The organism is Rhizobacter sp. Root404 (assembly GCF_001425865.1).
Taxonomy (GTDB): domain Bacteria; phylum Pseudomonadota; class Gammaproteobacteria; order Burkholderiales; family Burkholderiaceae_C; genus LMDS01.
In genome coordinates, this window is sequence record NZ_LMDS01000001.1 from 560,516 (window position 1) to 586,862 (window position 26,347).

At 71.1% G+C, this 26,347-nt stretch carries 20 protein-coding genes; 13 read left to right on the forward strand and 7 right to left on the reverse strand.

Annotated features, from left to right (window positions below):
- Nucleotides 1-8: 8 nt before the first annotated feature.
- Both ASC76_RS02735 and ASC76_RS02740 read right to left on the reverse strand, forming a co-directional pair.
- A complete protein-coding gene (locus ASC76_RS02735; RefSeq protein WP_056462000.1) occupies nucleotides 9-692 on the reverse strand; it encodes an alpha/beta family hydrolase in 684 nt (227 codons plus the stop codon).
- A 2-nt stretch (nucleotides 693-694) separates the two neighbouring features.
- Nucleotides 695-1,786: a LacI family DNA-binding transcriptional regulator gene (locus ASC76_RS02740; RefSeq protein WP_082548660.1), complete on the reverse strand. Its 1,092-nt coding sequence runs from the start codon at nucleotides 1,784-1,786 to the stop codon at nucleotides 695-697.
- Between the two features lie 68 nt (nucleotides 1,787-1,854).
- Between ASC76_RS02740 and araD the strand changes: the two genes are divergently transcribed.
- The 10 genes from araD to ASC76_RS02790 all read left to right on the forward strand — a co-directional run bounded on the left by araD (nucleotide 1,855) and on the right by ASC76_RS02790 (nucleotide 13,066).
- A complete protein-coding gene (gene araD, locus ASC76_RS02745) occupies nucleotides 1,855-3,588 on the forward strand; it encodes an L-arabinonate dehydratase (RefSeq protein WP_056462006.1) in 1,734 nt (577 codons plus the stop codon).
- Nucleotides 3,589-3,602: 14 nt separating this feature from the next.
- The gene (locus ASC76_RS02750) at nucleotides 3,603-4,409 is read left to right on the forward strand and encodes an HpcH/HpaI aldolase/citrate lyase family protein (RefSeq protein ID WP_056462009.1); all 807 of its coding nucleotides are present in this window, start codon (nucleotides 3,603-3,605) and stop codon (nucleotides 4,407-4,409) included.
- Between the two features lie 2 nt (nucleotides 4,410-4,411).
- Nucleotides 4,412-5,485 carry an ABC transporter ATP-binding protein gene (locus ASC76_RS02755; RefSeq protein WP_056462011.1) on the forward strand — a complete coding sequence of 358 codons (1,074 nt, stop codon included), beginning with the start codon at nucleotides 4,412-4,414 and terminating at the stop codon, nucleotides 5,483-5,485.
- A 73-nt stretch (nucleotides 5,486-5,558) separates the two neighbouring features.
- Nucleotides 5,559-6,839 carry an ABC transporter substrate-binding protein gene (locus tag ASC76_RS02760; protein WP_056462013.1) on the forward strand — a complete coding sequence of 427 codons (1,281 nt, stop codon included), beginning with the start codon at nucleotides 5,559-5,561 and terminating at the stop codon, nucleotides 6,837-6,839.
- A gap of 34 nt (nucleotides 6,840-6,873) precedes the next feature.
- Complete coding sequence (locus ASC76_RS02765) at nucleotides 6,874-7,773, forward strand: carbohydrate ABC transporter permease (protein WP_056462015.1); 900 nt, start codon at nucleotides 6,874-6,876, stop codon at nucleotides 7,771-7,773.
- Nucleotides 7,773-8,648 (forward strand): carbohydrate ABC transporter permease, encoded by an 876-nt coding sequence (locus ASC76_RS02770; RefSeq protein WP_082548661.1) that lies wholly within the window; start codon nucleotides 7,773-7,775, stop codon nucleotides 8,646-8,648. Before ASC76_RS02765 ends, ASC76_RS02770 begins: the two co-directional genes overlap by 1 nt.
- A gap of 85 nt (nucleotides 8,649-8,733) precedes the next feature.
- Entirely contained in the window at nucleotides 8,734-9,864 is a 1,131-nt protein-coding gene (locus tag ASC76_RS02775) for a porin (RefSeq protein WP_056462017.1), read from the forward strand.
- A gap of 57 nt (nucleotides 9,865-9,921) precedes the next feature.
- Complete coding sequence (locus ASC76_RS02780; RefSeq protein ID WP_082548662.1) at nucleotides 9,922-11,034, forward strand: Gfo/Idh/MocA family protein; 1,113 nt, start codon at nucleotides 9,922-9,924, stop codon at nucleotides 11,032-11,034.
- 7 nt (nucleotides 11,035-11,041) lie between these two features.
- Nucleotides 11,042-11,818, forward strand: coding sequence for an SDR family NAD(P)-dependent oxidoreductase (locus tag ASC76_RS02785; protein ID WP_056462021.1), 777 nt, complete (start codon nucleotides 11,042-11,044; stop codon nucleotides 11,816-11,818).
- Between the two features lie 87 nt (nucleotides 11,819-11,905).
- The gene (locus tag ASC76_RS02790) at nucleotides 11,906-13,066 is read left to right on the forward strand and encodes an HD-GYP domain-containing protein (protein WP_056462024.1); all 1,161 of its coding nucleotides are present in this window, start codon (nucleotides 11,906-11,908) and stop codon (nucleotides 13,064-13,066) included.
- A 9-nt stretch (nucleotides 13,067-13,075) separates the two neighbouring features.
- Here ASC76_RS02790 and ASC76_RS02795 read toward each other — a convergent pair whose 3' ends face one another.
- From ASC76_RS02795 to ASC76_RS02810, 4 genes are all read right to left on the reverse strand, one after another.
- Nucleotides 13,076-14,764 (reverse strand): PAS-domain containing protein, encoded by a 1,689-nt coding sequence (locus tag ASC76_RS02795; RefSeq protein WP_056462025.1) that lies wholly within the window; start codon nucleotides 14,762-14,764, stop codon nucleotides 13,076-13,078.
- Between the two features lie 173 nt (nucleotides 14,765-14,937).
- Complete coding sequence (locus ASC76_RS02800; protein WP_056462027.1) at nucleotides 14,938-16,638, reverse strand: hypothetical protein; 1,701 nt, start codon at nucleotides 16,636-16,638, stop codon at nucleotides 14,938-14,940.
- Nucleotides 16,639-16,689: 51 nt separating this feature from the next.
- On the reverse strand, nucleotides 16,690-18,483 hold the full coding sequence (locus ASC76_RS02805) for an ATP-binding protein (RefSeq protein WP_056462029.1): 1,794 nt from the start codon (nucleotides 18,481-18,483) through the stop codon (nucleotides 16,690-16,692).
- 43 nt (nucleotides 18,484-18,526) lie between these two features.
- Nucleotides 18,527-19,393, reverse strand: a complete 867-nt coding sequence (locus ASC76_RS02810; RefSeq protein ID WP_235580318.1) for a LysR family transcriptional regulator — start codon at nucleotides 19,391-19,393, stop codon at nucleotides 18,527-18,529.
- A 183-nt stretch (nucleotides 19,394-19,576) separates the two neighbouring features.
- Here ASC76_RS02810 and ASC76_RS02815 point away from each other — a divergent pair, with 183 nt between their 5' ends.
- Together ASC76_RS02815 and ASC76_RS02820 are read left to right on the forward strand one after the other, a co-directional pair.
- Nucleotides 19,577-20,443: a sterol desaturase family protein gene (locus ASC76_RS02815; RefSeq protein ID WP_056462035.1), complete on the forward strand. Its 867-nt coding sequence runs from the start codon at nucleotides 19,577-19,579 to the stop codon at nucleotides 20,441-20,443.
- Nucleotides 20,444-20,594: 151 nt separating this feature from the next.
- Nucleotides 20,595-22,796 carry an SLC26A/SulP transporter family protein gene (locus ASC76_RS02820; protein WP_162247053.1) on the forward strand — a complete coding sequence of 734 codons (2,202 nt, stop codon included), beginning with the start codon at nucleotides 20,595-20,597 and terminating at the stop codon, nucleotides 22,794-22,796.
- Here the strand turns inward: ASC76_RS02820 and ASC76_RS02825 are convergent.
- On the reverse strand, nucleotides 22,783-25,380 hold the full coding sequence (locus ASC76_RS02825; protein WP_056462041.1) for a fused MFS/spermidine synthase: 2,598 nt from the start codon (nucleotides 25,378-25,380) through the stop codon (nucleotides 22,783-22,785). The genes ASC76_RS02820 and ASC76_RS02825 overlap by 14 nt on opposite strands.
- A 174-nt stretch (nucleotides 25,381-25,554) precedes the next feature.
- Here ASC76_RS02825 and ASC76_RS02830 point away from each other — a divergent pair, with 174 nt between their 5' ends.
- On the forward strand, nucleotides 25,555-26,337 hold the full coding sequence (locus ASC76_RS02830; RefSeq protein WP_056463112.1) for a SapC family protein: 783 nt from the start codon (nucleotides 25,555-25,557) through the stop codon (nucleotides 26,335-26,337).
- Nucleotides 26,338-26,347 lie beyond the last annotated feature (10 nt).

Below are 26,347 nucleotides of genomic sequence, written 5' to 3' on the forward strand. Positions count from 1 at the left end.
GCGCCGGCTCAGCCCGCGCGCACCGTCTCGCGCATCCAGCCGGCGAGCGCGTCCAGCACCTCGGTCATCACCTCGGCGGGTTTCCGGCCCGAGCGCACGAGCACCTCGAAACCGTGGTCGGCGTGGTCGATGAGCCGCAGCGTCGCGCCCGCGCCGAGGCTGCCGACGACGCCGGTGATGAGCGACAGCTCGGCGAGCTTGTCCCGCGTGCCCTGGACGAAGAGCATCGGCACGCGGACCTCGGTCAGGTGCTTGGCGCGCTCGATCGACGGCTTGTCCGGTGCATGCAGCGGGAAGCCGAGGAACGCGAGGCCGGCCACGTCGGCGAGCGGCTCGATCGCCTGGGCCTGCGAGGTCATCCGGCCGCCGAAGGACTTGCCGCCGGCGATCAGCGTCAGCCCGGTCTGTGCGCGCGCGAGGTGGCAGGCCGCGCGCACGGTCGCATAGGCCAGTGTCGGCGTATCGGGCCGCCGCGAGCCGTTCTCGACGTACGGAAACTGGTAGCGCAGCGTCGCGATCCCGCGCGCGGCCAGGCCGTCGGCGACGGCCGCCATGAACGGGTGGGTCATCCCGGCGCCGGCGCCGTGCGCGAGCACGTAGCAGGCCGCTGCGGACGGCGGTCGTTGCAGCAGCGCGGAGACCGACCGGCCGTCGTCGAGCAGCACGCGCAGGGGAGTGGCCGAGGTCGTCATGGTCAGGTGCTCGCTCTCGGGATCAGCTGCCAGGGCAGCGACTGCGGCGTCAACGGCGCGCCGTCCTGCAGCGCCGCCAGCAGCAGCGCGGCCGCCCGGCGGCCGATCTCGTAGCGCGGCGGGCGGATCGTCGTCAATGCCGGGCGCAACTGGCGGCCGATCTCGAAATCGCCGAAGCCCATGATGGCGATTTGCGCCGGGATGTCGAGCCCGCGCTGCTGCGCTTCAAGCAGCGCGCCGCAGGCGAAGTTGTCGTTGGCCAGCGCGATTGCGGTGACGGGCCGGTCCGGGTGCCCGTCCAGCAGCAGTGCGAGCGCGTGGCGCCCCGCGTCGAACGCGTCGCCGGGCTGCGCGGTCAGGTGGCGGACGTCGGCGCCGGCGGCGCGTGCGGCGGCCACGAAGCCCTTGCCGCGCTCGTGCGCGCGAAAGTCCTCGCCGACGCCGCTGTCGACATAGGCCAGGCGCCGGTGCCCCCTCTGCAGCAGGTGCGCCGCCATCGCCGCGCCGACCTCGGCGTGGTTGAAGCCGACCTGCGCAAAGCCGTTGCTGAGGTCGCGCGGCTGCTGGTCCCAGATCTCGATGACCGGCGTGTGCGCGGCCTGTGCGGCGCGAAGCAGCGCGAGCGCGGCGTCACTGTGGTGCCGGCCGGTCACGACCAGCGCACTCGGGAACCAGCCGAGCACCGCGCGCACCTGCGCCTGTTCACGCTCCCGTGAGTAGCCGGTGGAGGCCAGCAGCAACTCGTAGCCGGCCTCCTGCAACCCGTCGGACAGGCCCTGCACGGTCTCCGCGAAGATCGAGTTCGCGATGCTCGGGATGATCGCCGCGACCATCTTCGAGTGGCCGCTCGCGAGCTGCCCGGCCTGCTTGTTCGGCACGTAGCCGGTCGCGAGCAGGGCGTCCTCGATGCGCTGCCCGGTCTCGGCCGCGACGACCTCCGGCGCGCGCAGGTAGCGCGAGACGGTGATCGCGGTCACCCCGGCCTGCTGGGCCACGTCCTGCAGGGTCGCGCGGCCGTGGCCGCGCCGGTGGCGCGCGGGCGCAGCGGGCGTCGCCAATGCAGCGGCACTAGGGTTTCTCTTGATGGTCGACATCGGTTTCCGGCCTTAATGTTAGCGGTAACACGTTAGCGCTGACACCTGATTCTTCCACGCCCGCCGCCATGACCAAATCGCTGTCCGAATTGCGCAGTCGCCGCTGGTTCGCCGACACCGGCATGCGCGGCTTCGCGCACCGCCAGCGCATCCAGCAGATGGGCCTGCGGCGCGAGGACGTGCTCGACCGGCCCATCGTCGCCGTCATCAACACCTGGAGTGACCTGTCGCCGTGCCACGCCCACCTGCGCGAGCGCGCCGAGAGCGTCAAGCGCGGCGTGCTGATGGCCGGCGGCTACCCGTTCGAGCTGCCGGCGATGAGCCTCGGCGAGGTGATGGTCAAGCCCACGACCATGCTCTACCGCAACTTCCTCGCGATGGAGGTCGAGGAACTGCTGCGCTCGCTGCCGGTCGACGGCGCGGTGCTGCTGGCCGGCTGCGACAAGACGACCCCCGGCACGCTGATGGGCGCGATCAGCATGGGCCTGCCGACGATCTTCTGCCCGGCCGGCCCGATGCTCAACGACCGCCACGTCAGCGGCGGCCGCTCGCAGACCGTGGGCGCCGGCACCCACACCCGCATGTTCTGGGACGAGAAGCAGGCCGGCCGTGTCGACGAGGCCGAGTGGATCGCGCTCGAGTCGCGCATGACCCGTTCGCCCGGCACCTGCAACACGATGGGCACCGCCAGCACGATGACCAGCATGACCGAGGCGCTTGGCCTGGCGCTGCCGGGATCGACCAGCATCCCGGCGATGGACGCGGCGCACTCGCGCATGGCCACCGGCACTGGCGAGGCGATCGTCCGCATGATCCGGGACGACCTGACGCCCCAGCGCATCCTGACCCGGGGTGCGTTCATGAACGCGGTCGCGGTGCAGATGGCGCTCGGCGGCTCGACCAACGCGGCGGTCCACGTCATCGCGCTGGCGCGCCGCGCCGGCGTCCCGTTGACGCTCGACGACCTGGACGCCGTCGGCCGCCGCCTGCCGGTGCTCGCCAACCTGTTCCCGAGCGGCGACCGGCTGATGGAGGACTTCCACTACGCCGGCGGGCTGCCCGCATTGATGAACGTGATCCGCGACGAACTGTCGCTCGGCGAGATGACCGTCACCGGCCGCAGCGTCGGCGAGAACATCGAGGGGCTGACGGTCCGCGACCCCGAGGTGATCCGCCCGCTCGACCGGCCGGTCAGCTCCGGCGGCGCGCTCGCGGTGCTGCGCGGCAACCTCGCGCCGAACGGCGCGGTGATGAAGCCCTCGGCGGCGAGCGCGAAGTTCCTGCGGCACCGCGGCCGTGCACTGGTGTTCGACAGCCAGCCCGAGATGCAGGCCGCGATGAACGACCCCGACCTCGACGTCGACGAGAACACCGTGCTGGTGCTGCGCAACGCCGGCCCGGTCGGCGCGCCGGGGATGCCCGAGTGGGGCAACCTGCCGATCCCGAAGAAGCTGCTCGAACGCGGCGTGCGCGACATGGTGCGGCTGTCGGACGCGCGCATGAGCGGCACGCACTACGGCAGCTGCGTGCTGCACATCTCGCCCGAGGCGGCGGTCGGCGGCCCGCTGGCGCTGGTGCGCACCGGCGACGTGATCGAGCTCGACGTGGCGGCGCGGCTGCTCGCGCTGGTCGTCGACGACGCCGAGCTGATGGCGCGCCACGCGCACTGGAAGCCGCCCGCCCAGCCCTATGCGCGCGGCTACGCCCGGCTCTACACGCAGCACGTGACGCAGGCGCACGAGGGCTGCGATTTCGATTTCCTGGAAGGCACGGCGCCCACGCCCGAGCCGCCGATCTTCTGAAGGATGAGCGCACGATGAACGCCTTTCAACACCTGCTCGCGCAAGCGGACGGCCACCCGCCGCTCGGCACCTGGGTCATGTCGGCGAGCCCGATCGTGGCCGAGGCCGTCGGCTGCGCCGGCTTCGACTGGGGCGTGCTCGACATGGAGCACACGCCGCTCGACCTGATGGACGTGGTGCACCTGCTCCAGGCCACCGCCGGCACGCCGATGCTGCCGGTGCTGCGGGTGCCGTGGAACGACACCGTGATGGTCAAGCGCGTGCTCGACGCGGGCGCGAAGTCGCTGCTGTTCCCGTTCGTCCAGAACGCCGACGAGGCGCGCCGCGCCGTGGCCTCGACCCGCTACCCGCCCGAGGGCGTGCGCGGCATGGCCGGCATGAGCCGCGGCTCGCGCTTCGGCACCGTGCCCGACTACTACCGCGTGGCCAACCGCTCGATCGCGGTGATCGTGCAGCTGGAGACGCCGGCGGCGATGGACCAGCTCGAGGCGATCGCGGCGGTCGAGGGTGTCGACGCGATCTTCCTCGGCCCGGCCGACCTGTCCGGGGCGATGGGCCACGTCGGCAACCTCACGCACCCTGAGGTGATGGCGGTGATGTCCCAGGCCGTGACTCGCTGCCACGCCGTCGGCAAGCCGGTCGGCACGGTCGGCGGCACGGTCGAGGTGGTGCAGCAGTACCGGGCGGCGGGGTTCGACTATGTCGCGATCGCCTCCGACCTGGGCTTGCTGATGCGCGCGGCGCAAGGCGCGGTCGGTGCGCTGAAGAAGGGCGGCGGGGCGCCGACCCCGGTCGCCGCAGCGTCGTCGTCGGGGTACTGAGCATGGCTGCCGTCGAACTGCGTCAGGTCGCGAAGTCCTACGACAACAAGGTCAAGGTCATCCACGGGATCGACCTCGACATCAAGCACGGCGAGTTCGTCGTGTTCGTCGGCCCGTCGGGCTGCGGCAAGAGCACGCTGCTGCGGATGATCGCCGGGCTGGAGCCGATCACGAGCGGCGAGGTGCGCATCGGCGACACCGTCGTCAACCAGCTGCCGCCGCGCGCGCGCGACATCGCGATGGTGTTCCAGGACTACGCGCTCTACCCGCACAAGAGCCTGTTCGACAACATGGCCTTCGGGCTGCGGCTGCGCAAGACGCCGGAGGCCGAGATCCAGAAACGCGTCAACGACGCTGCGGCGCTGCTGCGCATCGACCACATGCTGCAGCGCAAGCCCCGCGAGCTGTCCGGCGGCCAGCGGCAGCGCGTCGCGATCGGGCGCGCGATCGTGCGCCAGCCGGCGGTGTTCCTGTTCGACGAGCCGCTGTCCAACCTCGACGCGCAGCTGCGCAACGAGATGCGCACCGAGATCAAGCGCCTGCACCAGCGGCTGGGCGCGACGATCATCTACGTCACCCACGACCAGACCGAGGCGATGACGCTGGCCGACCGCATCTGCGTGCTGCAGGCCGGCCACAAGATGCAGTACGACACGCCGGACGCGATCTACAACCGGCCCGCGGCGCTGTTCGTCGCCGGCTTCACCGGCGCGCCGCCGATGAACCTCTCCGCCTGCACGCTGGGCGCCGGCCGCGCCGATCTGGGCGGCGCCTCGATCGCGCTGCCGCCCGCGCTCGCGCGTGCCACGGTCGCCGACTGCCAGCTCGGCATCCGCCCCGAGAACATCGGGCTGGCGCCGGCGGGCGCCGACGACCTCCGCGTCCCGGCCGAAGTCATGTTGCTCGAGCCGCTGGGCTCCGAGACGCTGGTGACGCTGAAGGTCGGCCGGGCCGAATGGATCGCGCGCTGCCCCGCGAGCTTCAAGCAGGCGCCGGGGCACCGGCTCGACGTGTTCGTGCCGCCGGCGGCGCTGCGGCTGTTCGACAACGCGAACGGCCAGGCCGTGGTGCATTGACGACGAGACCGGTTCGACCCACGGAAATGCCCGCATCGACGGGCACCACGACATCCATCCAAGGAGACATCCCATGACCGCATCGACTTTCCTCTCCGGCCGCCGCACCTGGCTGGCGGTGGCGGCGCTGGCCGCCGCGCTCGGCAGCACCGGCGCGCTCGCCGACACTGCACTGCGCGTGTTCTCGGGCGGCGCCAACCAGCGCCCCGACCTGATGCGCAAGCTGTTCGACCAGTACCAGGCGCAGAACCCGGGCGTGAAGATCGAGATCGAGACCGGCGGCGCGACCAGCGACCTGCAGCGCCAGTACCTGAGCACGGTGCTGAACGCGAAGGACTCGGCGATCGACGTCTACATGATCGACATCGTCAACCCGGCGCAGTATTTCGGCGCCGGCTGGCTGGAACCGCTGAACGCCTACGTCGGCGAGCCCGCGGTCGCGCTCAAGCCCTACCTGCCGGTGTACGGCACGGCCAACGTGGTCGGCGGCAAGATCGCCGCGATGCCGGCCTTCGCCGACGCGATGTTCATGTACTACCGCAAGGACCTGCTCGAGAAATACAAGATCGCCGAGCCGAAGACCTGGGCCGAACTCTCGGCCGCGGCGCAGAAGATCCAGAAGGGCGAGGGCGACGTGAACCTGCAGGGCCTGTCGATCCAGGGCGCGCCGATCGAGGGCGCGGTCTGCACCTTCCTGCTGCCGTACTGGAGCCAGGGCAAGGACTTCAACGACGCCGCCGGCAAGATGACGTTGGACAAGCCGGCCGCCGTCAAGGGCATGAAGGAATGGCTGTCGATGATGGACGCCGGCGTGATGAAGAAGAACATCGCCGAGGTCAAGACGCCGGACACCGTCAACGAGTTCAAGGCGGGCCAGGTCGTGTTCGCGGTCAACTGGGGCTTCGCCTGGGACCGCTTCAGCCAGGACAAGGACAGCAAGGTCGCGGGCAAGGTCGGCGTGATGCCGCTGCCGGCGATGACCGGCGGCAAGAGCGCGACCTGCGTCGGTGGCTGGCAGTGGGCGGTCAGCGCGTTCAGCAAGAGCAAGGCCGAATCGGCCAAGCTGGTCAAGTTCCTGGCCTCGCCCGAGGCGAGCAAGTTCCTGGCCGCGCAGGGTTCGCTGCTGCCGACGATCCAGAGCGTCTACACCGACCCCGAGGTGCTGAAGGCCTCGCCGTGGTTCAAGGACGCGGCCAACGTCGTGATCGCGGGCCGCAGCCGCCCGCAGTCGGACCGCTACGGCGAGGTCAGCGACGCGATCCGCACCACCACCAGCGCGATCCTGGCCCGCACCAAGAAGCCCGAAGACGGCGTCGACGAGATCGAAGGGCGGCTCAAGCGCGTGATGCGCTGAGGCCGGGACCCACCGACAACCGCGGGAGCCGCCGATGAACCCCCCGAGTGCCTGGGATCGCCTGCGCGATCCGAGCGAGAAGACCCTCGCGGTGCTGCTGCTGGCGCCCGCGTTCGTGCTGCTCGCGCTGATCGTCGTCTACCCGATCGGCAAGCTGATCTGGAACAGCTTCTACGACCTGCGGCTGTCCGGCGGCAGCGGCGCGATCAAGTTCGTCGGCCTGCAGAACTACATCGACGTGATCCACGACAAGGACTTCTGGAACGCCGCGAAGAACACGCTGCTGTTCACGCTGATCACGGTGCCCGGCGCGCTGGTGGTGGGCCTGGGCCTGGCGCTGCTGGCCAACCTGCCGTTCAAGCGGCGCTGGCCGGTGCGGCTGGCGTTGCTGCTGCCGTGGGCGCTGCCGCTGTCGTTCGTCGGCTTGATCTTCGCGTGGTTCTTCCACACCGAGTACGGCGTCGTCAACGACGTCGCGCGCCGCCTGGGCTTCGCGCCGCAGACGATGTGGCTGCTGAGCCCGGGCTACGCGTTCGCCGCGATCTGCGTGGCGATCATCTGGAAGACCTCGTCGTTCATGGCGCTGATCCTGCTCGCCGGCCTGCAGATGATCCCGCGCACGCTGTACGAGGCGGCCGAGGTCGACGGCGCGAGCCGCTGGCAGCAGTTCTGGCAGATCACGGTGCCGATGCTGATGCCGTCGATCATCGTCGCGCTGATCTTCCGCACCATCACCGCGCTGCAGACCTTCGACATCCCGGTCACGATGACCCACGGCGGGCCCGGCAACGCCACGCAGACGCTGGCGATGCTGATCCACGCCACCACGATCGACTACCTCGACGTCGGCTACGGCTCGACGCTGGCGGTGTTCATGTTCGCGCTCTCGCTGTGCGTCACCGCGGTCTACCTCCGACGCATCGGACGCGAATGATGGCTGCCATCCCCCGCTTCGACCACCCGGCCGACAAGAGCCTGTTCGCCTCGCCGCTCGAGGGGCCCGGGCTGCGCCTGATCGCCGCCGCGATGGTGGTCTTCAACGGCTTCTTCCCGGCGCTGTGGATCCTGCTGACCTCGCTGAAGGGCGAGGCCGAGCTGGTCAGCAAGCCCATCACCTACCTGCCGGCGAACCCGACGCTGCACAACTACGTGCAGGCCTTCACCGACCAGCCGCTGCTGCGCTACCTGGGCAACAGTTTCTGGGTCGCACTGCTGGCGACGATCAGCTCGCTGGTCGTCTCGGCGCTGGCGGCTTACGCGATCGCGCGCCTGAACCTGCGGCACCGGCAGCTGATCCTGACCGCGATCGTCGCCTCCAGCATGTTCCCGCTCGTGACGCTGCTGGTGCCGATCTTCGAGACCATGCGCTCGTTCGGCCTGCTCAACACCTACGTCGCGCTGGTGCTGCCGTACACGGTGCTGAACCTGCCGGTGTGCACGCTGGTGCTGGTCAGCTTCTTCCAGAGCATCCCGAAGGACCTGGAGAACGCCGCGATGATCGACGGCTGCACCCGCATGGGTGCGCTGGTGCGCGTCGTGCTGCCGCTCGCGGCGCCGGGCGTGTTCACCGCCGGCATCCTCGCGTTCGTCAATTCGTGGGACGAGTTCCTGCTCGCGCTGTCGCTCAACTCGAGCGCGGCGATGCGCACGCTGCCGGTCGGCATCACGCTCTACCAGGGGGAGTTCACGTTCCCGTGGCCGATCATCTCCGCGGCGCTGATCGTCGCGATCGTGCCGGTCGCGGTGCTGATCGCGATCTTCCAGGAGCGCGTCGTCGGCGGGCTCACGCAGGGCGGGCTCAAGGGATGAGCGCCGCCCGCCAACAACACGCCCGTCCGGGCATGTCATCCGTGGTCGTCGCAACGACCCCTTCAACCGCAACCCAGGAGACAACATGAACAAGGTGACCGGATTCACGGCGCTGGCGCTCGCCGCAGCCGCCTTCGCAGGAACGGCGCAGGCGCAGAGCGGCGTGACGCTCGCAGGGCGGGTCGATGTCGGCCCGCAGTACATCGACGACGGCACCAACAAGCTCAAGCGCATCGACAGCGGCACCTACACCGCGTCGCGGCTGATCTTTCGCGGCACGGAGGACCTGGGCGACGGCCTCAAGGCCGGCTTCTATCTGGAGAACCGCTTCAACGCCGATGTCGGCGCGCAGCAGAGCGCCAAGTTCTTCAACGCCGGCGCGCAGGTGTACCTGTCGAGCCCGACCTGGGGCTCGGTGACGCTGGGGCGCCAGTACGTGCCGATCTTCTGGTCGTTCCTGTTCGCCGACGACACCGGCCCGCTGCGCCTGCACGGCTACAGCGCGGTGCAGTCGGTCCAGCGCAGCGCGTTCGCGCGGGTCAGCGCCGCGGCCGCGCCGGTCAAGGCGGCCGGCTCGCTCGACACGATCGGCGGCGGTGTGTATCAGTTCGGCATCACGTCGGCGTTCGAGGACAACATGGTGGTCTACAAGACGCCGAGCCTGGGCGGCGCCACCGTGATGCTGGCGGCAGGCGCGTCCGAAGGCGCGCCGGCCGGCAGCGGTCGCGTGCTGGGGGCGAATGTCGAATACCGCGGCGGCCCGTTCTACGGCTCGCTGGCCTGGAACCAGAAGCGCGGCACGGTGCCGGCGGGCGGCTCCGGGGCGTACCAGACCGCGACCGAGGCGCTGGTCTCGGGCATGTACACCGTCACGCCGACCATCAAGCTCTGGGGCAACTACCACCCGTGGAAGCTGGACACGACCACGGCCGACTTCAAGGGCCACGACTGGATGCTCGGCGCCTCGTACTACTTCTCGCAGAGCATGGTGTGGCTGAACTACGCGGCCAAGACACCCGACAACTGCGTGGCCTGCAAGTCCAGGGGCTTCGGTCTCGGCTACCACTACTTCATGTCGCGCCGCACCGAGCTGTACGCCTCGATCGCCGAGGTCCGCAACGATGCGAACTCCGGCAACGCGCTGAACGGCTTCGCGCCGGCCGTGATCGGCGACAACGTGCGCGGCGTCGCGGTCGGAATCGCCCACACCTTCTAACCACTTCGACTCCGACGTGCCGCGCGTCGCGCGCGCGGCACCTCTCGGAACCACATCATGAGCAAGATCCGCTACGGCATCATCGGCTGCGGCAGCATGGGCCGCGAACACATCGAGAACATCCTGGCGCTCGACGGCACCGAGGTCACGGCCCTGGTCGATACCGACGAGAACAGCCGCGCCCAGGCGCTGGCGCTGTGCCCGCAACCGCCGCGCGTGTTCGACTCCCCGGCCGCGCTCTACGCCAGCGGTCTGTGCGACGCGCTGGTGATCGCCACACCGAACTACACCCATGCCGAGGTGCTGCGCCCGGCGCTCGAGACCGACCTGCACATCCTGGTCGAGAAGCCGCTGTGCACGACCATCGCCGACGGGCTCGACGTGGTCGAGCGCGCGCGCGGCCGCCATGCGCTGGTGTGGGTCGCGCAGGAGTACCGCTACATGCCGCCGGTGGCCGAGATGATCCGGATGGCCCACGCCGGGCGGGTCGGCCGGCTGCACCAGGTGGCGATCCGCGAACACCGCGAGCCGTTCTACCCGAAGGTCGGCGACTGGAACCGCTTCAGCGCCAACACCGGCGGCACGCTGGTCGAGAAGTGCTGCCACTACTTCAACCTGATGGACCTGGTGCTCGGCGAGCGACCGCTGCGCGTGTTCGCCTCCGGCGGGCAGCGCGTGAACCACCTCGACGAGCGCTACGGCGGGCGCACGCCCGACATCCTCGACAGCGCCTACGTGATCGTCGAGTACCCGAGCGGCGCGCGCGCGATGCTCGACCTGTGCATGTTCGCGGAGAACTCGGTAGACAACGAGCACATCACCGTGGTCGGCGACGAAGGCAAGCTCGAATCGCTGCTGCCTTCGCTGACGCTGCGCTACGGCCGCCGCGAGGACTGGGGCACGCGGGCCGCGTGGGGCGCACCGAGCGGCACCGAGCGCGGCGTGTCGGTGCGGCGCGTCTGGGACTCGACGGTCAAGTACGCCGGCCAGCATTTCGGTGCGTCGTTCATCGAGCACCGCCAGTTCGCCGCGGCGATCCGCAACGGCACGCCGGCCGAGGTGTCGCTCGAAGAGGGGCTGCGCAGCGTCGCGACCGGCCTGGCGGCGCATCAGAGCATCGCCACCGGGCGCGCCGTCGAATTGCGGGACCTGCTCCCGGCCGGCTGGTGAGCGCGCCATGACGCGCTATCCCTCGCTCGCCGACCGGCACGTGTTCATCAGCGGCGGCAGCTCCGGCATCGGGGCCGACCTGGTCCGCTCGTTCGCCGCGCAAGGCGCGCGCGTCTCGTTCTGCGGCACGCGCGCGGACGGCGGCGACGCGCTGGTGGCGGAGATCGAAGCCGCCGGCTTGCCGACGCCGCACTACGCGATGTGCGACGTGCGGGACGTGCCGGCCTACCAGCAGCTGCTGCGCGACCTGATCGAGCGCCACGGGCCGGTCCAGGTCCTCGTCAACAACGCCGGCCGCGACGACCGGCACGCGATGGAGGAGGTGACGCCGGACTTCTGGGACGACCGGCTGGCGCTGAACCTGAAGCACTACTTCTTCGCGATCCAGGCCGTCGCCCCGGCGATGGCCGAGGCCGGCGGCGGCTCGGTCATCAACATGGGTTCGGTCTCGTGGATGCGCGGGCGGCCGAACCTGGCCGGCTACACGACCGCCAAGGCCGGCATCCTCGGCCTGACCCGCACGCTGGCGCGTGAACTCGGCGCCCGCAACATCCGGGTGAATGCCGTCGTGCCGGGCGCGATCGTGACCGAACGCCAGACGGCGCTGCACCGGGACAGCGCCGCGGACCAGGCCTTCCTCGACGCGCAGTGCCTGAAGATCCGGCTCGATGCCGGGCACGTCTCGCGCGTGACGCTGTTCATGGCGGCCGACGACAGCAACGGCATGACCGGCCAGCATGTGCTGGTCGACGCCGGAATCGCGCAGTGTTCCGTGATCGGCTAGGCGTTCGGGCCCGGTCGGCGTAGGGAAATCCGGTGCCCGCCGCGCCGATCGCGGGAGCAGACTGTGCGCTGACGACACCGCGGCACCATGAACGACCTCTCCGAACGTGTTCCGTTGCCGGCCGTGCGCGACCTGCTCGCGATCGGCCAGCCGCTGCCGTTCCGCATCCTCGACGCGCAGGGCCGCCTGCTGCTGAACGCCGGGCACCTGCTGGTCGAGGAAGCGCAGTACGAGAGCCTGCTGGAACGCGGCGCGTGGGCCGAGCGGCCCGCGGTCGAGGCCGAACGCAAGGCGCGCGCGAGCGCGGCGAGCGCGGTTCCCTCGCTGCATGCGCCGTCGCTGTTCGACCACTGGTCGCGCCTGCTGTGGCGGTTCGAGAAGCTGGCCCGCCAGTTGGCCGCGCGCCAGGCCGGTCCAGCCGAGCTGACCGCCTTCCTCGACGACCTGCGCGCGCTGATCGAGGCGGATGCGGACGTGGCCCTGTTCCTGTGCGTGCGTCAGGACGACCGGCGCTTCGCGCTGTACCCGCTGACCCACGCGCTGCATTGCGCCGCGATTGCGGTCATCAGCGGCAAGCAGCTCGGCTGGAGTACGGCCCAGGTCGATGCGCTGGCCAGCGCCGCGCTGACGATGAACCTGCCGATCTTCGAGCTCCAGGCCGCCATGGCCGAGCAGGGCGAGCCGCCGACCGCCAGGCAGATGCGCGAGATCCGCGCGCACCCGGTCGCGGCCGCCGAGCTGCTGCGCGGCCTGGGCGTGACCGACGAGAGCTGGCTGCGCACGCTCGCCGAGCACCACGAGCAGCCCGGCGGGCAAGGCTATCCGCACGGCATCGCGGCACCGTCCGATGCGGCGCGCGTGCTGCGCGCGATCGACGTGTTCATGGCCAAGATCAGCCCGCGCGCCCACCGGCCGGCCATGACGCCGCAGAACGCGGTGCGTCAGCTGTTCCAGCAGAACGCCGGCGACCCGCTGGCGATGGGAGTGATCAAGTCGCTCGGCGTGCATCCGCCCGGCAGCCTGGTGCTATTGCGCTCGGGCGAGGTCGCGGTGTCGATTCGCCGTCCGGCGAGCGGCCTGCATCCAGTGGTCGCGACGCTGAGCGATGCGCGGGGGCGCCCGACGGCGCAGACGCAGCGGCGAGACTGCGCCACGCCGGCGTACGCGGTGGTCGGCGCGCCCGACAACGCCGCCGAGTTCCAGCGCGTGCTGCCGGAGCGGGTCTACGGCGTCGTCGCGTTCCCGTGAGGGGCGAGATCAGCGCGTGAGCGGCGGCTTGGTCGCCTTGGCGAGGTACATCTGCGCATCGGCCTTGCGCAGCAGCGGTTCGGCGCTCGTGCCGTCGGCGGGGTACCTCGCGGTGCCGATCGAGGCGCCGACGCGCACCTCCTGACCGTCGACCTCGATCGGGCGGCAGATCTCCGCCAGGATCCGGTGGGCCAGGCCCTCCGCGGCGTCGGGGTGGGTGTCGCCGCGCTGCAGCACCGCGAACTCGTCGCCGCCCATGCGCCCGACGACGTCGCCTTCGCGCACTGCGCGCCGCAGGCGGACGGCGACCTCGGTCAGCACCGCGTCGCCTACCGCATGGCCGAAGCGGTCGTTGACCGGCTTGAAGCGATCGAGATCGATGAAATGCACCGCGAACTGTTCGCCGCTGCCGTCGCCCGCGCGGGTGAAGCCTGTCAGCGCCTCGAGGAACGCGTCCCGATTGACCAGCGAGGTCAGTCCGTCGTGCCGCGCGACGTGCCGCACCTGGTCCTCGGCGCGCTTGCGTTCGGTGATGTCGGTGTAGGTGCGCAGCACGCCGCCGCCATCGATCGGCACGCTCTGCACCTCGATGATGCGACCATCCGGCCGCGGCCGGTCGTAGCGATGCGGTCGATCGAGAATGCCGCCGGCTCGCACGAACTGGAGGATGTCGTCGGGGGTGTGGGCGAACTCGTCGTGCTGCCACTGGTGCTCGAGCACCTCGGTGAACGTGGGCCGGGACGCCATCAGCGCGGGCGGCAGATCGAGCAGTTCCATCGCGCGCCGGTTGCAGACCTCGACGATGCGCTCGGCATTGACCATCATCACGCCCTGTTCCATGCGCTCCAGCGTGGCCTCGAGCAGCGCCGACTTGACCCGCAGCGTGCGGGCGTTCTCGCGCGCCTCCTGCTCCGCGACGCGCAGACGCTCCTGCTGCTTCTTGAACACCGTGATGTCGACGTGCGCGAAGAAGCTCTTACCGTGCGCATTGCGGCGCTCGACGACACGCGTCCAGCGGCCCTCGGGCAGCGGCAGCTCGAACGGCGCGCCGGCAAAGCGCAGGTTCTCCTGCAGGACGCGCAGGCCGTCGCGAAAGTCCTCGTTCTCGGGCTCGGCCTCCCAGACGCGCCGAAACACCTGCTCGAAGCTCAGTGCGAACGCGGCCGCGCGGTCGGCGAAGCCGTACATCTGCAGGAAGGGCGCATTCGCCCAGACGATGCGATGCAGCCGGTCCGTGACCATGACGCCGTCCGCCACGTCGTCGAGCGCATTCGTCGTCAACAGGAACCGCGCGGTCGATTCGTCGGGCGAACCGGCCGCCTCGGCCCGGACGTCGAGTTCCTTCCAGAGCCGCACGCGGCCGAGTTCGGGCAGCGGCACGGACGTCACCCGCAGCCACCTGCCGTCATGGAAGAACTCGTACGGCGCCCGCTGCGTCCGGTGGCGCGCCAGGCCCTCGATCACGTACTGCTCCGTGTTCGGCGCTTCCTCGGGCGACAGACGGGAGGCGTAGAAGCGGCGCAGGTTCGCGGCGTAGGGTTCGCCGGCGTGCACGTGGCCGTCATGCTCGGGGAAGAAGCGCAGGAAGCTGCGGTTCCAGCAGAGCGCGCGGTCATCGTCGTCGAAAGCGCACAGCGCGGTGTCCAACCCGTCCAGCGCTGCGCCGATCGCCCGCAGGGTCTCGAGTGGCTCGCTCATGGTGGTCCCAACGTGGCGATTCGATTCAAACAGGCACCAGGGTAGCAACATGCGGCCGCCCCGGCCAGACCGCTGGGGCTGAAGGGCGAACGGCGCCTCGCGCCACGGCGCTTCCGATGTGAACCGGGCAGTCTATCGTAGAAATGACCACTAGAGTCACATATGAGCGACAGCTAGCGACGGGTGCGCAGCCCCTCATCCGCGGACACCCAGGCCGCGTCGAGCGACGCCTGCAGCCTGTGCGCGTCGGCGACCTTGCCCTGGGCCTGCAGCGCGCGCGTCAGGCCGTCCAGTGCCCAGCCGCTGCCGGGCTGCATCGCGAGGTCGTCCCGGAATGTCTGCTCGGCCTGCGCGTGGCGGCCGGCGCGCAGCTGCATCTCGCCGAGCGCGAGGCGCGTGCCGGCGCCGAGCATCGGCGGCTCGCTCTCGTCGGCGCGGCGCGACTCGAGCACCGCCTGCGCCTGCAACGCGAGCGCCGCGTCGTGCCGGCCCTCGGCGAATGCGATCTCGGCGCGCAGGCGGTCGGCGCTCGCCGCGACCATGTCGCGCAACGTGCGGTCGAATGCCTTGTTGGAGGGGTGCGCGCGGTTGACCAGCGCCGTGCCGGCGTCCACCTGCACCAGCGCCGCGCGCGCGTCGGCCAGGCGGCCGGTGCGCGCCAGCGCCACGCCGCGCGCCTGCGCGCCCAGCACCTGCGCGAGGCCGCGGGTGCCGGCGGGCGGAGGCTCGGCAATCAGCGCCTCCCAGCGCTGCAGGCGCAGCAGGGCGAGCACCGGCAGGCTGCGGCGGTACTCGGCGAAGATGCTCTGCGACTTGGCGGCCCGCTCGGCGACCCCGCGCGCAGCCGCCAGCGCGACATCGCCGCGGCCTTGCATCAGGGCCGCGAACCACAGGAAATGCTGGTCGTGGTTGCGCCAGTCCTTGCTGATGTCGAAGCCCTGGGCCTGCTGGGTCTGGCGCAGAACCGCCTCGGCGCCGAGCGCCGCTTCGTTGACCCGCGCCGCGTCGCCATAGCGACCGACGCGGACGTAGGTGTGCGACGGCATGTGGACCAGGTGCGGCGAGCCGGGCGCGAGGGCGCCCAGGCGGTCTGCCGCCCCAAGCGCGCGGCGCGCCACGCCGGGCGTCCCGGCATCGGTCGCGTGGATCAGGTAATGGTTCAGGCCGATGTGATGGGGGTGCCTGCGCAGTGCGTTCTCGAGCGCCGCCGTCAGTTCGCCGATGTGGCCGGCCGGCGCGCCGGCGGCGGACCACCAGTCGTCCCGCGTGGCCACCATCTCGGCTTCGGCCCAGAGCGAGAGGATCTCGGGATCCTCGGGATCGGCCTGGGCCAGCGCGCGCATGCGGTCGGCGTAGGCGATGTCGAGCGGATCGGCCGGTTCGTCGTCGCCGCCCGGCGCGCAGCGTTCGGCCAGCAGCGGCGCCGTCTCGCGGGCCTGGCTCGCATGCGCGTAGCGCAAGGCCATCGCCTCGATCAGCGCGCGCTCGCGCGGCGTGGCGTCGCCGGCGTGGCGCAGCGCGATGTCGAGGTAGCGCAGCGCCTCGGGGACGCGGGTGCGGTCGGTGTCGTTGATGTTCGGGCCGAGCTGCCAGGCCACGCCCCAGGCGCACATCGCGCATGCCGGGTCCTGTGCCAGCGCCACCTTGAACATGCGCACCGCTTCCACCTCGTCGAAGGCATAGGCCAGCAGCACGCCTTGCGTGAACCAGTGCCGGGCTTCGGCCGAGCGGGTGGTGACCGGCACGTCGAGCTGGCCGAAGCCGCTCAGGGTCGGCGCGCGCGCCGACAGGTCGGGCAGCCGGGGTTCGACGGCGCAGGCGCCGATGGCGAGCAGCACCGTGCTCGCGAGCACGCGACGGGACAGGCGGTTCATGTCGTTCCTAGCGCCGAGAACGTTTCGTTCTACGGGAAAGAAACGCGAGCGTCAATCCGGCGGCTTCAGCATCCGGTCGACGCAGCCGAGGAATGTCCGGACGTTCAAGGGCTTCGTCAGGTAGGCCTTGAAACCGGCCCGTTCGGCCGCGGCGATCGCCAGCGGCATCGCGTCGGCGGAGACGGCGACGCACGGCACCTGCGCCAGCACCGGATCGGCCGCGAACCGCTGCAGGAGCTGCACACCGGTCATGTCGCCGAGGTGCATGTCGAGCAGCATCAGGTCCGGCGGGTCGCGCTGCGCGACCTCGAGCGCGCTGCGCCCGCTGCGGGCCACCAGCACCCGGAGATCGGCCCGGGTCTGCAGGATGGCCAGGGCCACTTCGACGTTGAGGGCGTTGTCGTCCGCGTAGAGGACGGTGCGCCGCGCCACTTCAGGGCCGGTGGCCGCCTCCGGCACCAGCGCACCGGGCTCGGTCGGCGGACTGCCGGCGGCGGACGCCAGCGCGGTCGGCAGCAGCACCCGGAACCGACTGCCGACCCCCGCCACGCTGCTGACCTCGATCTCGCCGCCCATCGAGTGGACCAGCCGACGCGAGATGACCAGCCCGATGCCGGTGCCGTCGACCTTGGTGCGTTCGGCGCCGAGCCGGTTGAACGGCTCGAACAGGTGCGCGAGCTGCTCGTCCGTCAGCCCGATGCCGGAGTCCCTCACGTCGATCGCCACCTGGCGGGATTCGTCGAGGCAGGACCACTGCACCGAGATGTCGCCGCCGCGTCGGTTGTACTTGACGGCGTTGCTGAGCAGGTTGACCAGCACCTGGCGCAGGCGAAGCCGGTCCGCTCGAACGAGGCCGCACGGGCCTTCCTGCGCCTGCGGCCCGGCGACCTCGAGCTGGAGGCCGGCGTGCGCCGCCGCCGGCGCGACGAGTGCGATCGATTCCTGCACCACCTGCTCGACCCGCACAGTGTCCATCGCCATCGGCAAGTTCCCGCTCTCGATGCGCGAGAGGTCGAGCACATCGTCGATCATCGCCAGCAGGTGACTTCCGGCGCGTTCGATGTGCCCGACGTGCAGCGCCTGGAGCGGGCTCAGCGGCGTCTTGGCGTCGAGCTGCAGCAACTGCGCGAAGCCGAGGACCGCGTTGAGGGGCGTGCGCAGCTCGTGGCTCATGCGGGACAGGAATTCGGTCTTCGCGGCATTGGCGCGCTGCGCGGCCTCGGCCGCGACCAGGGCCACGCGGTTTTGCAGCACGGTCTGCTCGGCGATCCGGCGGGCCGCTTCCATCCGCACCGCGCCCAGGATCGAGCCGACGCTGGAAAACAGCGGCTCGAGAAAGCGCGCGAGCCCCTCGTCGTACCCGCCCGGCCGGTTCGACAGGCCGACCACGCCGACCATCTCGCCGCCGTGGAAGAGCGGCGCGCCGAGAAACGAACGCAGCGGCGGGTGCTGCGACGGCCGGCCGCCGCTGCGCGAGTCGGTGGCCGGATCGTTCGAGATCACCGTGGTGCGGCCGGTCACGGCCGCGCCGAACAGCGTGGCCATGTTGTGGAATTCGACCGGGCGCTTGCCGGACTTGTGCTCCGCGTAGAGCAGCCGGGTCGGCTCGTCCCAGCTGATGTCCGTGAGCACCTGGATGCGCAGGAACGGATGCTGGTCGAGCGGGTCGTGCAGCAACTCGGCAATGAAGCCGTATTCGCTTTCGGTGAAGCCGAGCAGGTCGGTCAGCAGCGGCTCGAACACCTCGCGCGGCGGTGCGCGCAGGATGAAACGCGACTGCACCTGGGCAATGATGGCACCGAGCCGCCGATAGGCGTCGTCGCTCAGTGTGGTCGCGCTGTCCATCGCTGGTTATCGGCAGCAACCGGCCCGACCAAAGTGCGTCACGCTAGACCGCGGTCGGCAGGCGCCGGATGATCAGGTCCGCCATCGGGGACGGGGTGCGGCCGCGCAGGGTCACGATGCCCATGTTCGACTCCAGCTTCGGCAGGCCGGTCACGGACAGTTGGCGAAGCGTTCCGGCCGCGATCTCCGCGGCCAGGGCCGATTGCGGCGCGGCCAGCACGGTGTCGCTTTCCAGCGCGACCGCCTTCAGCAAATCCACGTGGTCGCATTCCAGCGCCAGCGACAACGCCGCGGGCGACGCCGGGTCGAGCATCCGGCTCACGACCAGGCGCACTTCCTTCGGCAGCCGGACCGTCGCGACGCCGTAGCGCCAGATCTGCGCCAGGCCGACCGGCTTCTTCACCGGCAGCGGGTGGCCCGACCGGACGTAGAACCCGCCGGGCTGCCTGCGCAGCGGCCGGAGCTTGAGCGTTGCATCGGTCGGCAGGTCGCGCGTGTCCGCGACGAAGAACTCGATGTCCTCGTCGCGCAGCCGCGCCAGCAGCAGCTCCCAGTTGCTGACCTTCAGCCGCAGGTTGATGTGCGGGAAATCGCGGCGCAGGCCCGCCAGCAGCGACGGCATGAACGTCGCGGCGGGGAACGGGCCGCAACCGAACGCGGTGTCGCCGAGCTCGCGGTTGGCGTACAGCTCGACATCGCGCTCGAGGCAGCGGCTGTTGAACACCAGTTCCCGTGCGCGCGCCACGACGAACTCGCCGGCGGGCGTGGTCAGCACTTCCTGGGTGCCCCGGTCGAACAGGCGCAGGCCCAGTTCCGCTTCGGCCGCCTGGATGCTGCGGGTCAGCGCGGGCTGGCTCACGTGCACCTGTTCCGCCGCGCGCGCGAAACTGCGCCGGTCGGCCACGACCACGACGTGATTCCAGCGCTTGATGTCCAGGCCGCACCTCCGGCTGCTGTTGCAGTGCTTGCATCGATATTAGCTCTGCAATGCATTGGACTCAATGATCATCGGTCGTGAGAATCCGTCCGCACAGTCACATCGCGCCGATCACAGGCGCACGCCCGGCACCCCCGACCGGGACAAGGAGACCTCATGCCCCTGATCCAGAACATCGTCCTCGCGGCGATCATCGCCACGTTTGCCGGGCTCGAGATCGCGTCGGGCCGGCACAAGGACTTCCACGCCACGCGCGACGACACGAAGCTGGAACTGTTCATGTTCCTCAGCCTCGTCGCGGTGTCGCAGCCACTCATCTTCGCGCTCACCGGCCAGCTCTGCGAGTGGCTCATGCCGGCGCAGCGCAGCGCGTGGGCGCATTGGCCCTGGTGGGCGATGGCCGGCGTGCTGCTGCTCGCCGATGACCTGACGCAGTACGCGTGGCACCGGGTGTCGCACACGCCGCTGTTGTGGCCGCTGCACCGGGCGCACCACACCGCGCACTACATGAGCATCCGCGTCACCTACCGCAACAACTTCTTCTACTACCTGATGATGCCGGGGCTGTGGGCGTCCGGCGTGCTGATCTACCTGGGGTTCGGCACGGTCTACCTGGTCTACATCGTCGTCAAGCTCACCGTCATCCTGGGCGCGCACAGCGCCGTCCGCTGGGACGAGCCGCTGTACCGCATCCGGTGGTTGCACCCGCTCGCCTGGGTCCTGGAGCGCACGATCTCGACACCGGCGACGCACTGGGCGCATCACGCGCTGACCAACGACGACGGCATCGGCCACTACAAGGGCAACTTCGGCAACCTGCTGTTCGTCTTGGACATGCTCTTCGGCACCGCCAAGATCACGCGCCGCTACCCCGCGCACGTCGGTCTGCAGGACGATCGGGTGTACGGCAAGGAGCGCTGGTTCGTCGAGATGTTCTACCCGCTGATCCGGTCGCGACGCGCCCAGTCCGCGCTGGCGACCGGCGGGGCCGCCTCTGCGGAAGCGGAGGTCCGGCGACGGTGAACGCGGGCCCGGCGCGTCACCGCACGCGACTATCATCCGCTGCAACGAAGCAGTAACCGCCCGCATCGCGGCAGATTCGATGGTCCAGCGTGCGGACGATTCAGCCGATCATGCGCGTCGGTCGCCCTGGCCGGCACGCTGGCAAGCCGGCATGGCCGTCCTGTCGAACGCCGTGGCGCACGCGCCCGAGACCGCCGCCTACGGCTTGCTGGCGTTCGCGCCTCTCGGTGTCGCCTTCGCACCGGTCGCGATGGGTCTCGCGCTGCTTGGCAGCGTCGTGGCCAATGTCGTCGCTTCGGCGCTCGGCGCTGGCCGGCTCGTCAGCGGGCCGCGCGCGGCGCTCGCGCTGCTGACCGCGGCGTTGGTGGCGGCGCTGGTGGCCGCGCTCGAGTCGCGCCACGTCATGTCGACCGCGCTGGTCCTGACGCTGTGCGCGATCGGCGTGGTCGGCGCCGGTGCACTCCAGGTGGGGTTCGGCCTGCTGCGGCTCGGCAACATCGTCAAGTACACGCCGCATCCGGTGCGCGTCGGCGTGACGAGCGGCGTCGGGTTGCTGCTGATCATCACGGCGCTGCCGGTGATGACGGGCCACGGATTCGGCACGGGCTGGCGCGCGGCGTTCGACGCGCCGCAGCCCGGCGCCATCGTGGTGGGACTGTTCGCGATCGCGGTCAGCAGCCTGGCGGGGCGCCTGCAGCAGCGCGTGCCGGCGGTGTTGCTCGGGCTGGGCGCCGCGGGACTGCTGCACGCCGTGCTCGTCGCACAGCTGCCCGGCGGCGGCTTCGGCGCGCTGCTGGGCGTGCCGGCGCTGCCCGCGCTCGCCTTCAGCACCACCGAGCTCGGCGCCGCGTGGCACAGCCTTCGGCTCGGCACGCAGCTCGCGGCGCTGCTCGGCGCCTACGCGCTGACGGTCGCCGTGCTGTGCAGCCTCGACTCGTTGCTGGTCGTCTCGGTGATCGACGGCCGGCTGCGGCGCAGTCGCGACCCGAACCGCGAGCTCTGCAGCCAGGGTGTGGCGAACATCTTCGCCGGGCTCGCGTCGGGCCAGCCGTTCTCGCCATCGATGCTGCGCACGCTCGCGCTCGTCGTGCCGAACCCGAACCGGCGCCATCTGGTGCTGGCCTACGGCATCGCGGTGCTGGCGCTGCTGCTCGGCGCGCCCGGCCTGATCGCGCTGATCCCGGGCAGCGCGATCGGCGGCGTGCTGCTGTTGCAGGGCGTGCAGATGGTCGCACCGGCGTTCTGGCGGGCGCCGCTCGAACTCTGGCGGCTGCAGCACCGGCGGCGCGCGCCGGGTGGTGCCGCGGCGTCCCCGTCGCAGCTGCGCGGGGGCGACTGGGCCATCGAACTGGCGGTGGCGTTCAGCGCCGTCTTCCTCGGCCTCGGCCCGGCGGTGGTGATCGGTGCCTCGTGCGCGGTGCTGCTGTTCGTGCGCGCCAACATGCGCGATGTCGTGCGGCACGAATGGACCGTGGCGACGCGGCGCTCGCTGAAGGCCCGCCCCGCGGTCGTCGTCGAGGTGCTGGTGCGGGCCGGACCGCGGATCACCCTGCTCGACCTGGAAGGGCCGCTGTTCTTCGGCACCGCCGACGGCCTGCGCGCGCGGCTCGACCTGCTCGAGGACCGCGCCGACACAGTCATCCTCGACCTTCACCGCGTCACCGACATCGATGTCACCGCCGCGCGGATCCTGTTCGAGACCGCCGAGCATTGGGAGCGGCGGGGCAGGCACCTGGTGTTCTCCGAAGCGCCGGCCGGCGATCCACGGCGCCTGTTGATCGAGGCCGCGGGGAGCGCGCCGCACGCGCCGTCACGGCGATTCGTCGATCACACCGACCTGGCGTTGGAGCAGGCCGAGGAGCGCCTGCTCGCGAGCCTCGAGCCGACGAACGCAGGCGGTCGGATCTTGACGTTGGCCGAGACGATGCTCGGTCGCGGCCTGGACGGCGGCGAACTCGACTGGCTGGGCGAGCAATTGCGGACGCTGCACATCCCGCGCGGCGAGCTGCTGTTCAGGCTGGGCGATCCCGGCGACGGCCTGTACCTCAGCCTGGCCGGCGACATCGGGTTGCGGATGCCGGGGAGCGAGCGCCGGCTCGCCTCGTTCGCCCCCGGCGTCGTGATCGGCGAGATGGCGACGCTCACGCGCGGCACACGCTCCGCCGAGGCCTACGCGGAGTCGGATGTCACGGCCCTGAAATTGTCGGCCGACGATTTCGAGCGCCTGATGATCGAACGTCCGGTGCTCGCCGCCAAGTTGCTGAAGAGCATGTCGCTGCACCTGGCCGATCGGGTGCGCACGCTCACCGGCGATCTGTCGCACTGGGTGTCCCGGCCGGTCACGGGCGCATGAACGGCCCCGACGACACCGGCCGCTGAGCGGCCTGCAACTCGGCCAGCAACGCCTCGGCGGCCGGCGGGTCGGTGGCCGCGAGCGCGCGGGCCATGCGCCGCAGCGGTTGGGCCGCCGGGCGGAAATCGGCGCTGATCCGCACCACGTCGAGCAGCGGCGCGCGCACCTGCGCGAGCATCGCGCGCACGTCCGGCGACGGCGTCACGTCGCGCCCGGCGACGATGAAGCGGTCGCGCGCGAGCCAGTAGTCCTGCAGCCGGCGCAGTTCGTCGGCGCCGTCGGCGCCGGCCAGCACCTCGCGCGGCGCCACGCGCCACGCCTCCAGCAGCGCCAACAGCCGTGCGCGCGGCGTCGAATCCGGCGCGTAAGCCAGCCGCGGCGCCTGGTAGCTCACGACCGGCCGGTCGTCGGTGTTCGCGGGCGCGCCGGCCGCGAACTGCGCGAGCGCGGCCGGGCCGGCAACCAGGCTGCCGAGCAGGGCGTACTCGTCGTCGAGCCCGAGCTCCGACAGCGCACCGGGCCACGTCGATCGGGCCAGGCGCTCGCGGGCCCGGGCGAGGCCGAGCGCGCCGGCGCCGCGGTGGCCGATCAGGCCGATCACGGGCGTGTCCAGGCTGTTGCTCGCGAGCATGGCGGCGCCGTCGGGGTAGACCTGGAGGAACGACTGCACGATGCTGCGCAGCGACGACAGGTCGAGCTGGTGGAGCGGCAGCCATTGGCAGAACAGGCCGCCGTCGGCGAGCCGGTCGCGCACCGCACGGAAGTGCTCGGTGGTGTACAGGGCGCCCGAGCCGCTGCGTGCCGGGTGGAAGTTGTCGGACACGATCACGTCGTAGCGGTTCGGGCTGACGCGCACGTAACGCCGCGCGTCCGCGGCCATCACGTGCAGCCGGCTGGTGGGCGCTTGCGATCCGTTGTCGGGGTGCGTGAACTCGGCCGAGGCGGCGATCACCTCGGGCAGCAGCTCGACCGCGTCGACCTGCAGGGTGGGGTCTTCCGCGGCGGCCGACGCCGTCACGCCGGTGCCCAGGCCGAGGAACAGCGCGCGCTGCGGCCCCGGGTGCAGCAGGAGCGGCAGCAGGGCCTGGCGGGCGTCGACGAAGCGCGACGCGCTCGAGCCTTCCTGCTGGCGGTTGTTGATGCGCAGGCGGGCGACGCCTTCGGCATCCTCGACGACGCTGACCGCCGCCATCGCCCCGTCGCGGTAGCTGAGGACGCGCCCGCCCGCCGGCACGTCGACGAACGCCAGCGGTGGCGCCAGCACGAGCAGCGCGATGGCGGCGAGCGCCGGGCCCCACGCGGCCGGCGCGTGCCACGCCCGACGCCGCACCAGCAGCAGGTAGCCGGCCACGATCAGCAGCAGCGCCGCCTTCGGGCCGAGCCATGGCGCGATCAGCACGCCGAACACCAACGGCGCGAGCGCCGCGCCGAGCGTGTTGGCGGCGAGCGCATCGCCGAGGCTGGCGCCCGCCGACCGCGCGGCCGCGGCCAGGTGGCTGAACAGGGCACCCATCGCGATCGTCGGCAGCGCGAAGGCCGCGATCGCCAGCATCGCCTCGGCGCCCAGTGCCGATGTCATCCCCGGTCCCAGCGCTTGCCGGACTGCGTCTTGCAGGGCCTGCGCGCCCCACAGGCTGGCGGCACCGAGCAGGCACGCGGCGGCGAGCGCGCCCAGCAGGCGATCGGACGTCCGATCGGGGTCGGCCGCATCGGTGCCGGCGCGCCGCGCGTACCACGCCGCCCCGAGCGCGCTGCCGACGAGGTAGATGGCCAGCAGCATCGCGAAGGTGTAGACCGTGTCCTCGTCGACCTGGCTCAGCACCCGCACCACCAGCACCTCGTAGCCGATGCCGAGCAGCCCGGTCGCCGCCAGGCGCAGCAACGCACTGCGCCGCGCCGCGGTCGCGGTCGCGGCGTGCCCGGCGGCCTGCAGCGGCGCGACCTCCCGCGGCAGCGCCCACCAGGCCGCGCCGGCGCAGGCGAGGTTGATCGCGACGCAGACCGCGGCGGTGCGGAGCAGTCCGATCGCCGGCACCAACCAGAACGCGCTCGCCAGCACGCCGAGCACCGCGCCGGCGGTGTTGGCCGCATAGTGCGCGGCGATCGAGCGGCCCTGCGCGTGCAGGCCCGCGCCGATGCGCTCCATCGCGGGCAGCGTCGCTCCCATGGCCGCCGTCGCGGGCAACAACAGGACGAACGTGCCGGCGAACGCGATGCTCCACTGCCAAGCCGCCGAGGGCTGCGGGCCGATCAGCGCCAGCAGCCCGCGGCTGACCGGGTCGACGCCCGCCATCAGCACGAGGCTCCACGACGCGATCGTCAGCTCGCAGCCGACATACCAGCGCAGGGCCTGGCGGCTGCGCGCCAGCCGCGGGCCGGCGACCCGGGCGCCCAGCGCCAGGCCGGCGAAGAACGCCGCGACGACGGCGAGCACCGCCGCCGATTCATGGCCGAGCCAGAGCGCGCATTGCTGCGTCCAGACGATCTGGTAGCCCAGCCCGGCGAAGCCGGACGCCGCCATCAGCGCGAGCGAGGCCGGTCCGGCCGGGTGGGGCCGGCCGGCGGCGGGGGAGTGCGTGGGCATCGTGCGGTCGACGCTGGACGAAAGCGGCGCATGGTCGCCGCGTCGGGTGACAGGCGTGTGACGCGCGTGGGTGGGGAAACATGGGTATGGCGAGGTACTCATGTTGGTATACGATTTGCCTCGGTAACGATTTGTTGACACTTCCAGTCGCCGCCCACCCCCAGGAGGATGAAGATGACGAAGCAGTTGCTCATCTACGAGAGCGCCATTCCGGTATCGAGCGCGCGCCACCGCACCGCGTCGGTGCAGGCGACCTCGGGCTACGGTTTCAGCGCCGGCATCAACGCCGTGCCGCTGATGGCGGTCGAATTCCTGCGCGCAGCCGCCGAGTACGCGATCGTGTTCACCGCGGCGGGCGACGAGGTCGTGCCCGCGGTCGTGCTGGGCATCCGCTCCGACCAGAACCTGTACCTGTCGCAGGACGCGCAGTGGAAGGCCAAATACATTCCCGCCTTCATCCGCCGCTACCCGTTCGTGTTCTCGACCAGCACCGACGGCAAGACGCTGACGCTGTGCATCGACGAGTCGTACCCCGGCCTGAACCGCGACGGCCTCGGCCAGCGCCTGTTCGGCGACGACGGCCAGCCGGCGCCGTATGTCGACGCGGTGCTGAAGTTCCTGCAGGAGTACCAGGCCCAGTTCGAGCGCACCCGCCAGTTCGGCCAGCGCATCAAGGAACTCGGCTTGCTCGAGCCGTTGCAGGCGCAGGTGGTCTCGCCGCAGGGCAGCAAGTTCACGCTCAACGGCTTCCTCGGCGTGAACCGCGCCAAGCTGCGGGCGCTCGATGCCGAATCGCTGGCCACACTGGCGAAGACCGACGAGCTCGAGCTGCTCTACCTGCACCTGTACTCGATGCGCAATTTCGACGAGGTCAAGGACCGCCTGTTCGGCACCCTGGCCGCGAGCGAGGAGGCGGCCGCTCCCCAGCAGGCGGAGGCCGCAGACCACCCCGCGTGATCCGCAGGCG

Excerpts from the sequence above, each read along its gene's own strand:
- ASC76_RS02740 (WP_082548660.1), bottom strand. The coding sequence starts at position 1,786 with ATGTCGACCATCAAGAGAAACCCTAGTGCCGCTGCATTGGCGACGCCC.
- ASC76_RS02830 (WP_056463112.1), top strand. The coding sequence starts at position 25,555 with ATGACGAAGCAGTTGCTCATCTACGAGAGCGCCATTCCGGTATCGAGC.
- ASC76_RS02790 (WP_056462024.1), top strand. The coding sequence starts at position 11,906 with ATGAACGACCTCTCCGAACGTGTTCCGTTGCCGGCCGTGCGCGACCTG.
- ASC76_RS02735 (WP_056462000.1), bottom strand. The coding sequence starts at position 692 with ATGACGACCTCGGCCACTCCCCTGCGCGTGCTGCTCGACGACGGCCGG.
- ASC76_RS02795 (WP_056462025.1), bottom strand. The coding sequence starts at position 14,764 with ATGAGCGAGCCACTCGAGACCCTGCGGGCGATCGGCGCAGCGCTGGAC.
- ASC76_RS02805 (WP_056462029.1), bottom strand. The coding sequence starts at position 18,483 with ATGGACAGCGCGACCACACTGAGCGACGACGCCTATCGGCGGCTCGGT.
- araD (WP_056462006.1), top strand. The coding sequence starts at position 1,855 with ATGACCAAATCGCTGTCCGAATTGCGCAGTCGCCGCTGGTTCGCCGAC.
- ASC76_RS02760 (WP_056462013.1), top strand. The coding sequence starts at position 5,559 with ATGACCGCATCGACTTTCCTCTCCGGCCGCCGCACCTGGCTGGCGGTG.
- ASC76_RS02750 (WP_056462009.1), top strand. The coding sequence starts at position 3,603 with ATGAACGCCTTTCAACACCTGCTCGCGCAAGCGGACGGCCACCCGCCG.
- ASC76_RS02785 (WP_056462021.1), top strand. The coding sequence starts at position 11,042 with ATGACGCGCTATCCCTCGCTCGCCGACCGGCACGTGTTCATCAGCGGC.
- ASC76_RS02770 (WP_082548661.1), top strand. The coding sequence starts at position 7,773 with ATGGCTGCCATCCCCCGCTTCGACCACCCGGCCGACAAGAGCCTGTTC.
- ASC76_RS02755 (WP_056462011.1), top strand. The coding sequence starts at position 4,412 with ATGGCTGCCGTCGAACTGCGTCAGGTCGCGAAGTCCTACGACAACAAG.
- ASC76_RS02780 (WP_082548662.1), top strand. The coding sequence starts at position 9,922 with ATGAGCAAGATCCGCTACGGCATCATCGGCTGCGGCAGCATGGGCCGC.
- ASC76_RS02775 (WP_056462017.1), top strand. The coding sequence starts at position 8,734 with ATGAACAAGGTGACCGGATTCACGGCGCTGGCGCTCGCCGCAGCCGCC.
- ASC76_RS02820 (WP_162247053.1), top strand. The coding sequence starts at position 20,595 with ATGGCCGTCCTGTCGAACGCCGTGGCGCACGCGCCCGAGACCGCCGCC.
- ASC76_RS02815 (WP_056462035.1), top strand. The coding sequence starts at position 19,577 with ATGCCCCTGATCCAGAACATCGTCCTCGCGGCGATCATCGCCACGTTT.
- ASC76_RS02825 (WP_056462041.1), bottom strand. The coding sequence starts at position 25,380 with ATGCCCACGCACTCCCCCGCCGCCGGCCGGCCCCACCCGGCCGGACCG.
- ASC76_RS02765 (WP_056462015.1), top strand. The coding sequence starts at position 6,874 with ATGAACCCCCCGAGTGCCTGGGATCGCCTGCGCGATCCGAGCGAGAAG.
- ASC76_RS02800 (WP_056462027.1), bottom strand. The coding sequence starts at position 16,638 with ATGAACCGCCTGTCCCGTCGCGTGCTCGCGAGCACGGTGCTGCTCGCC.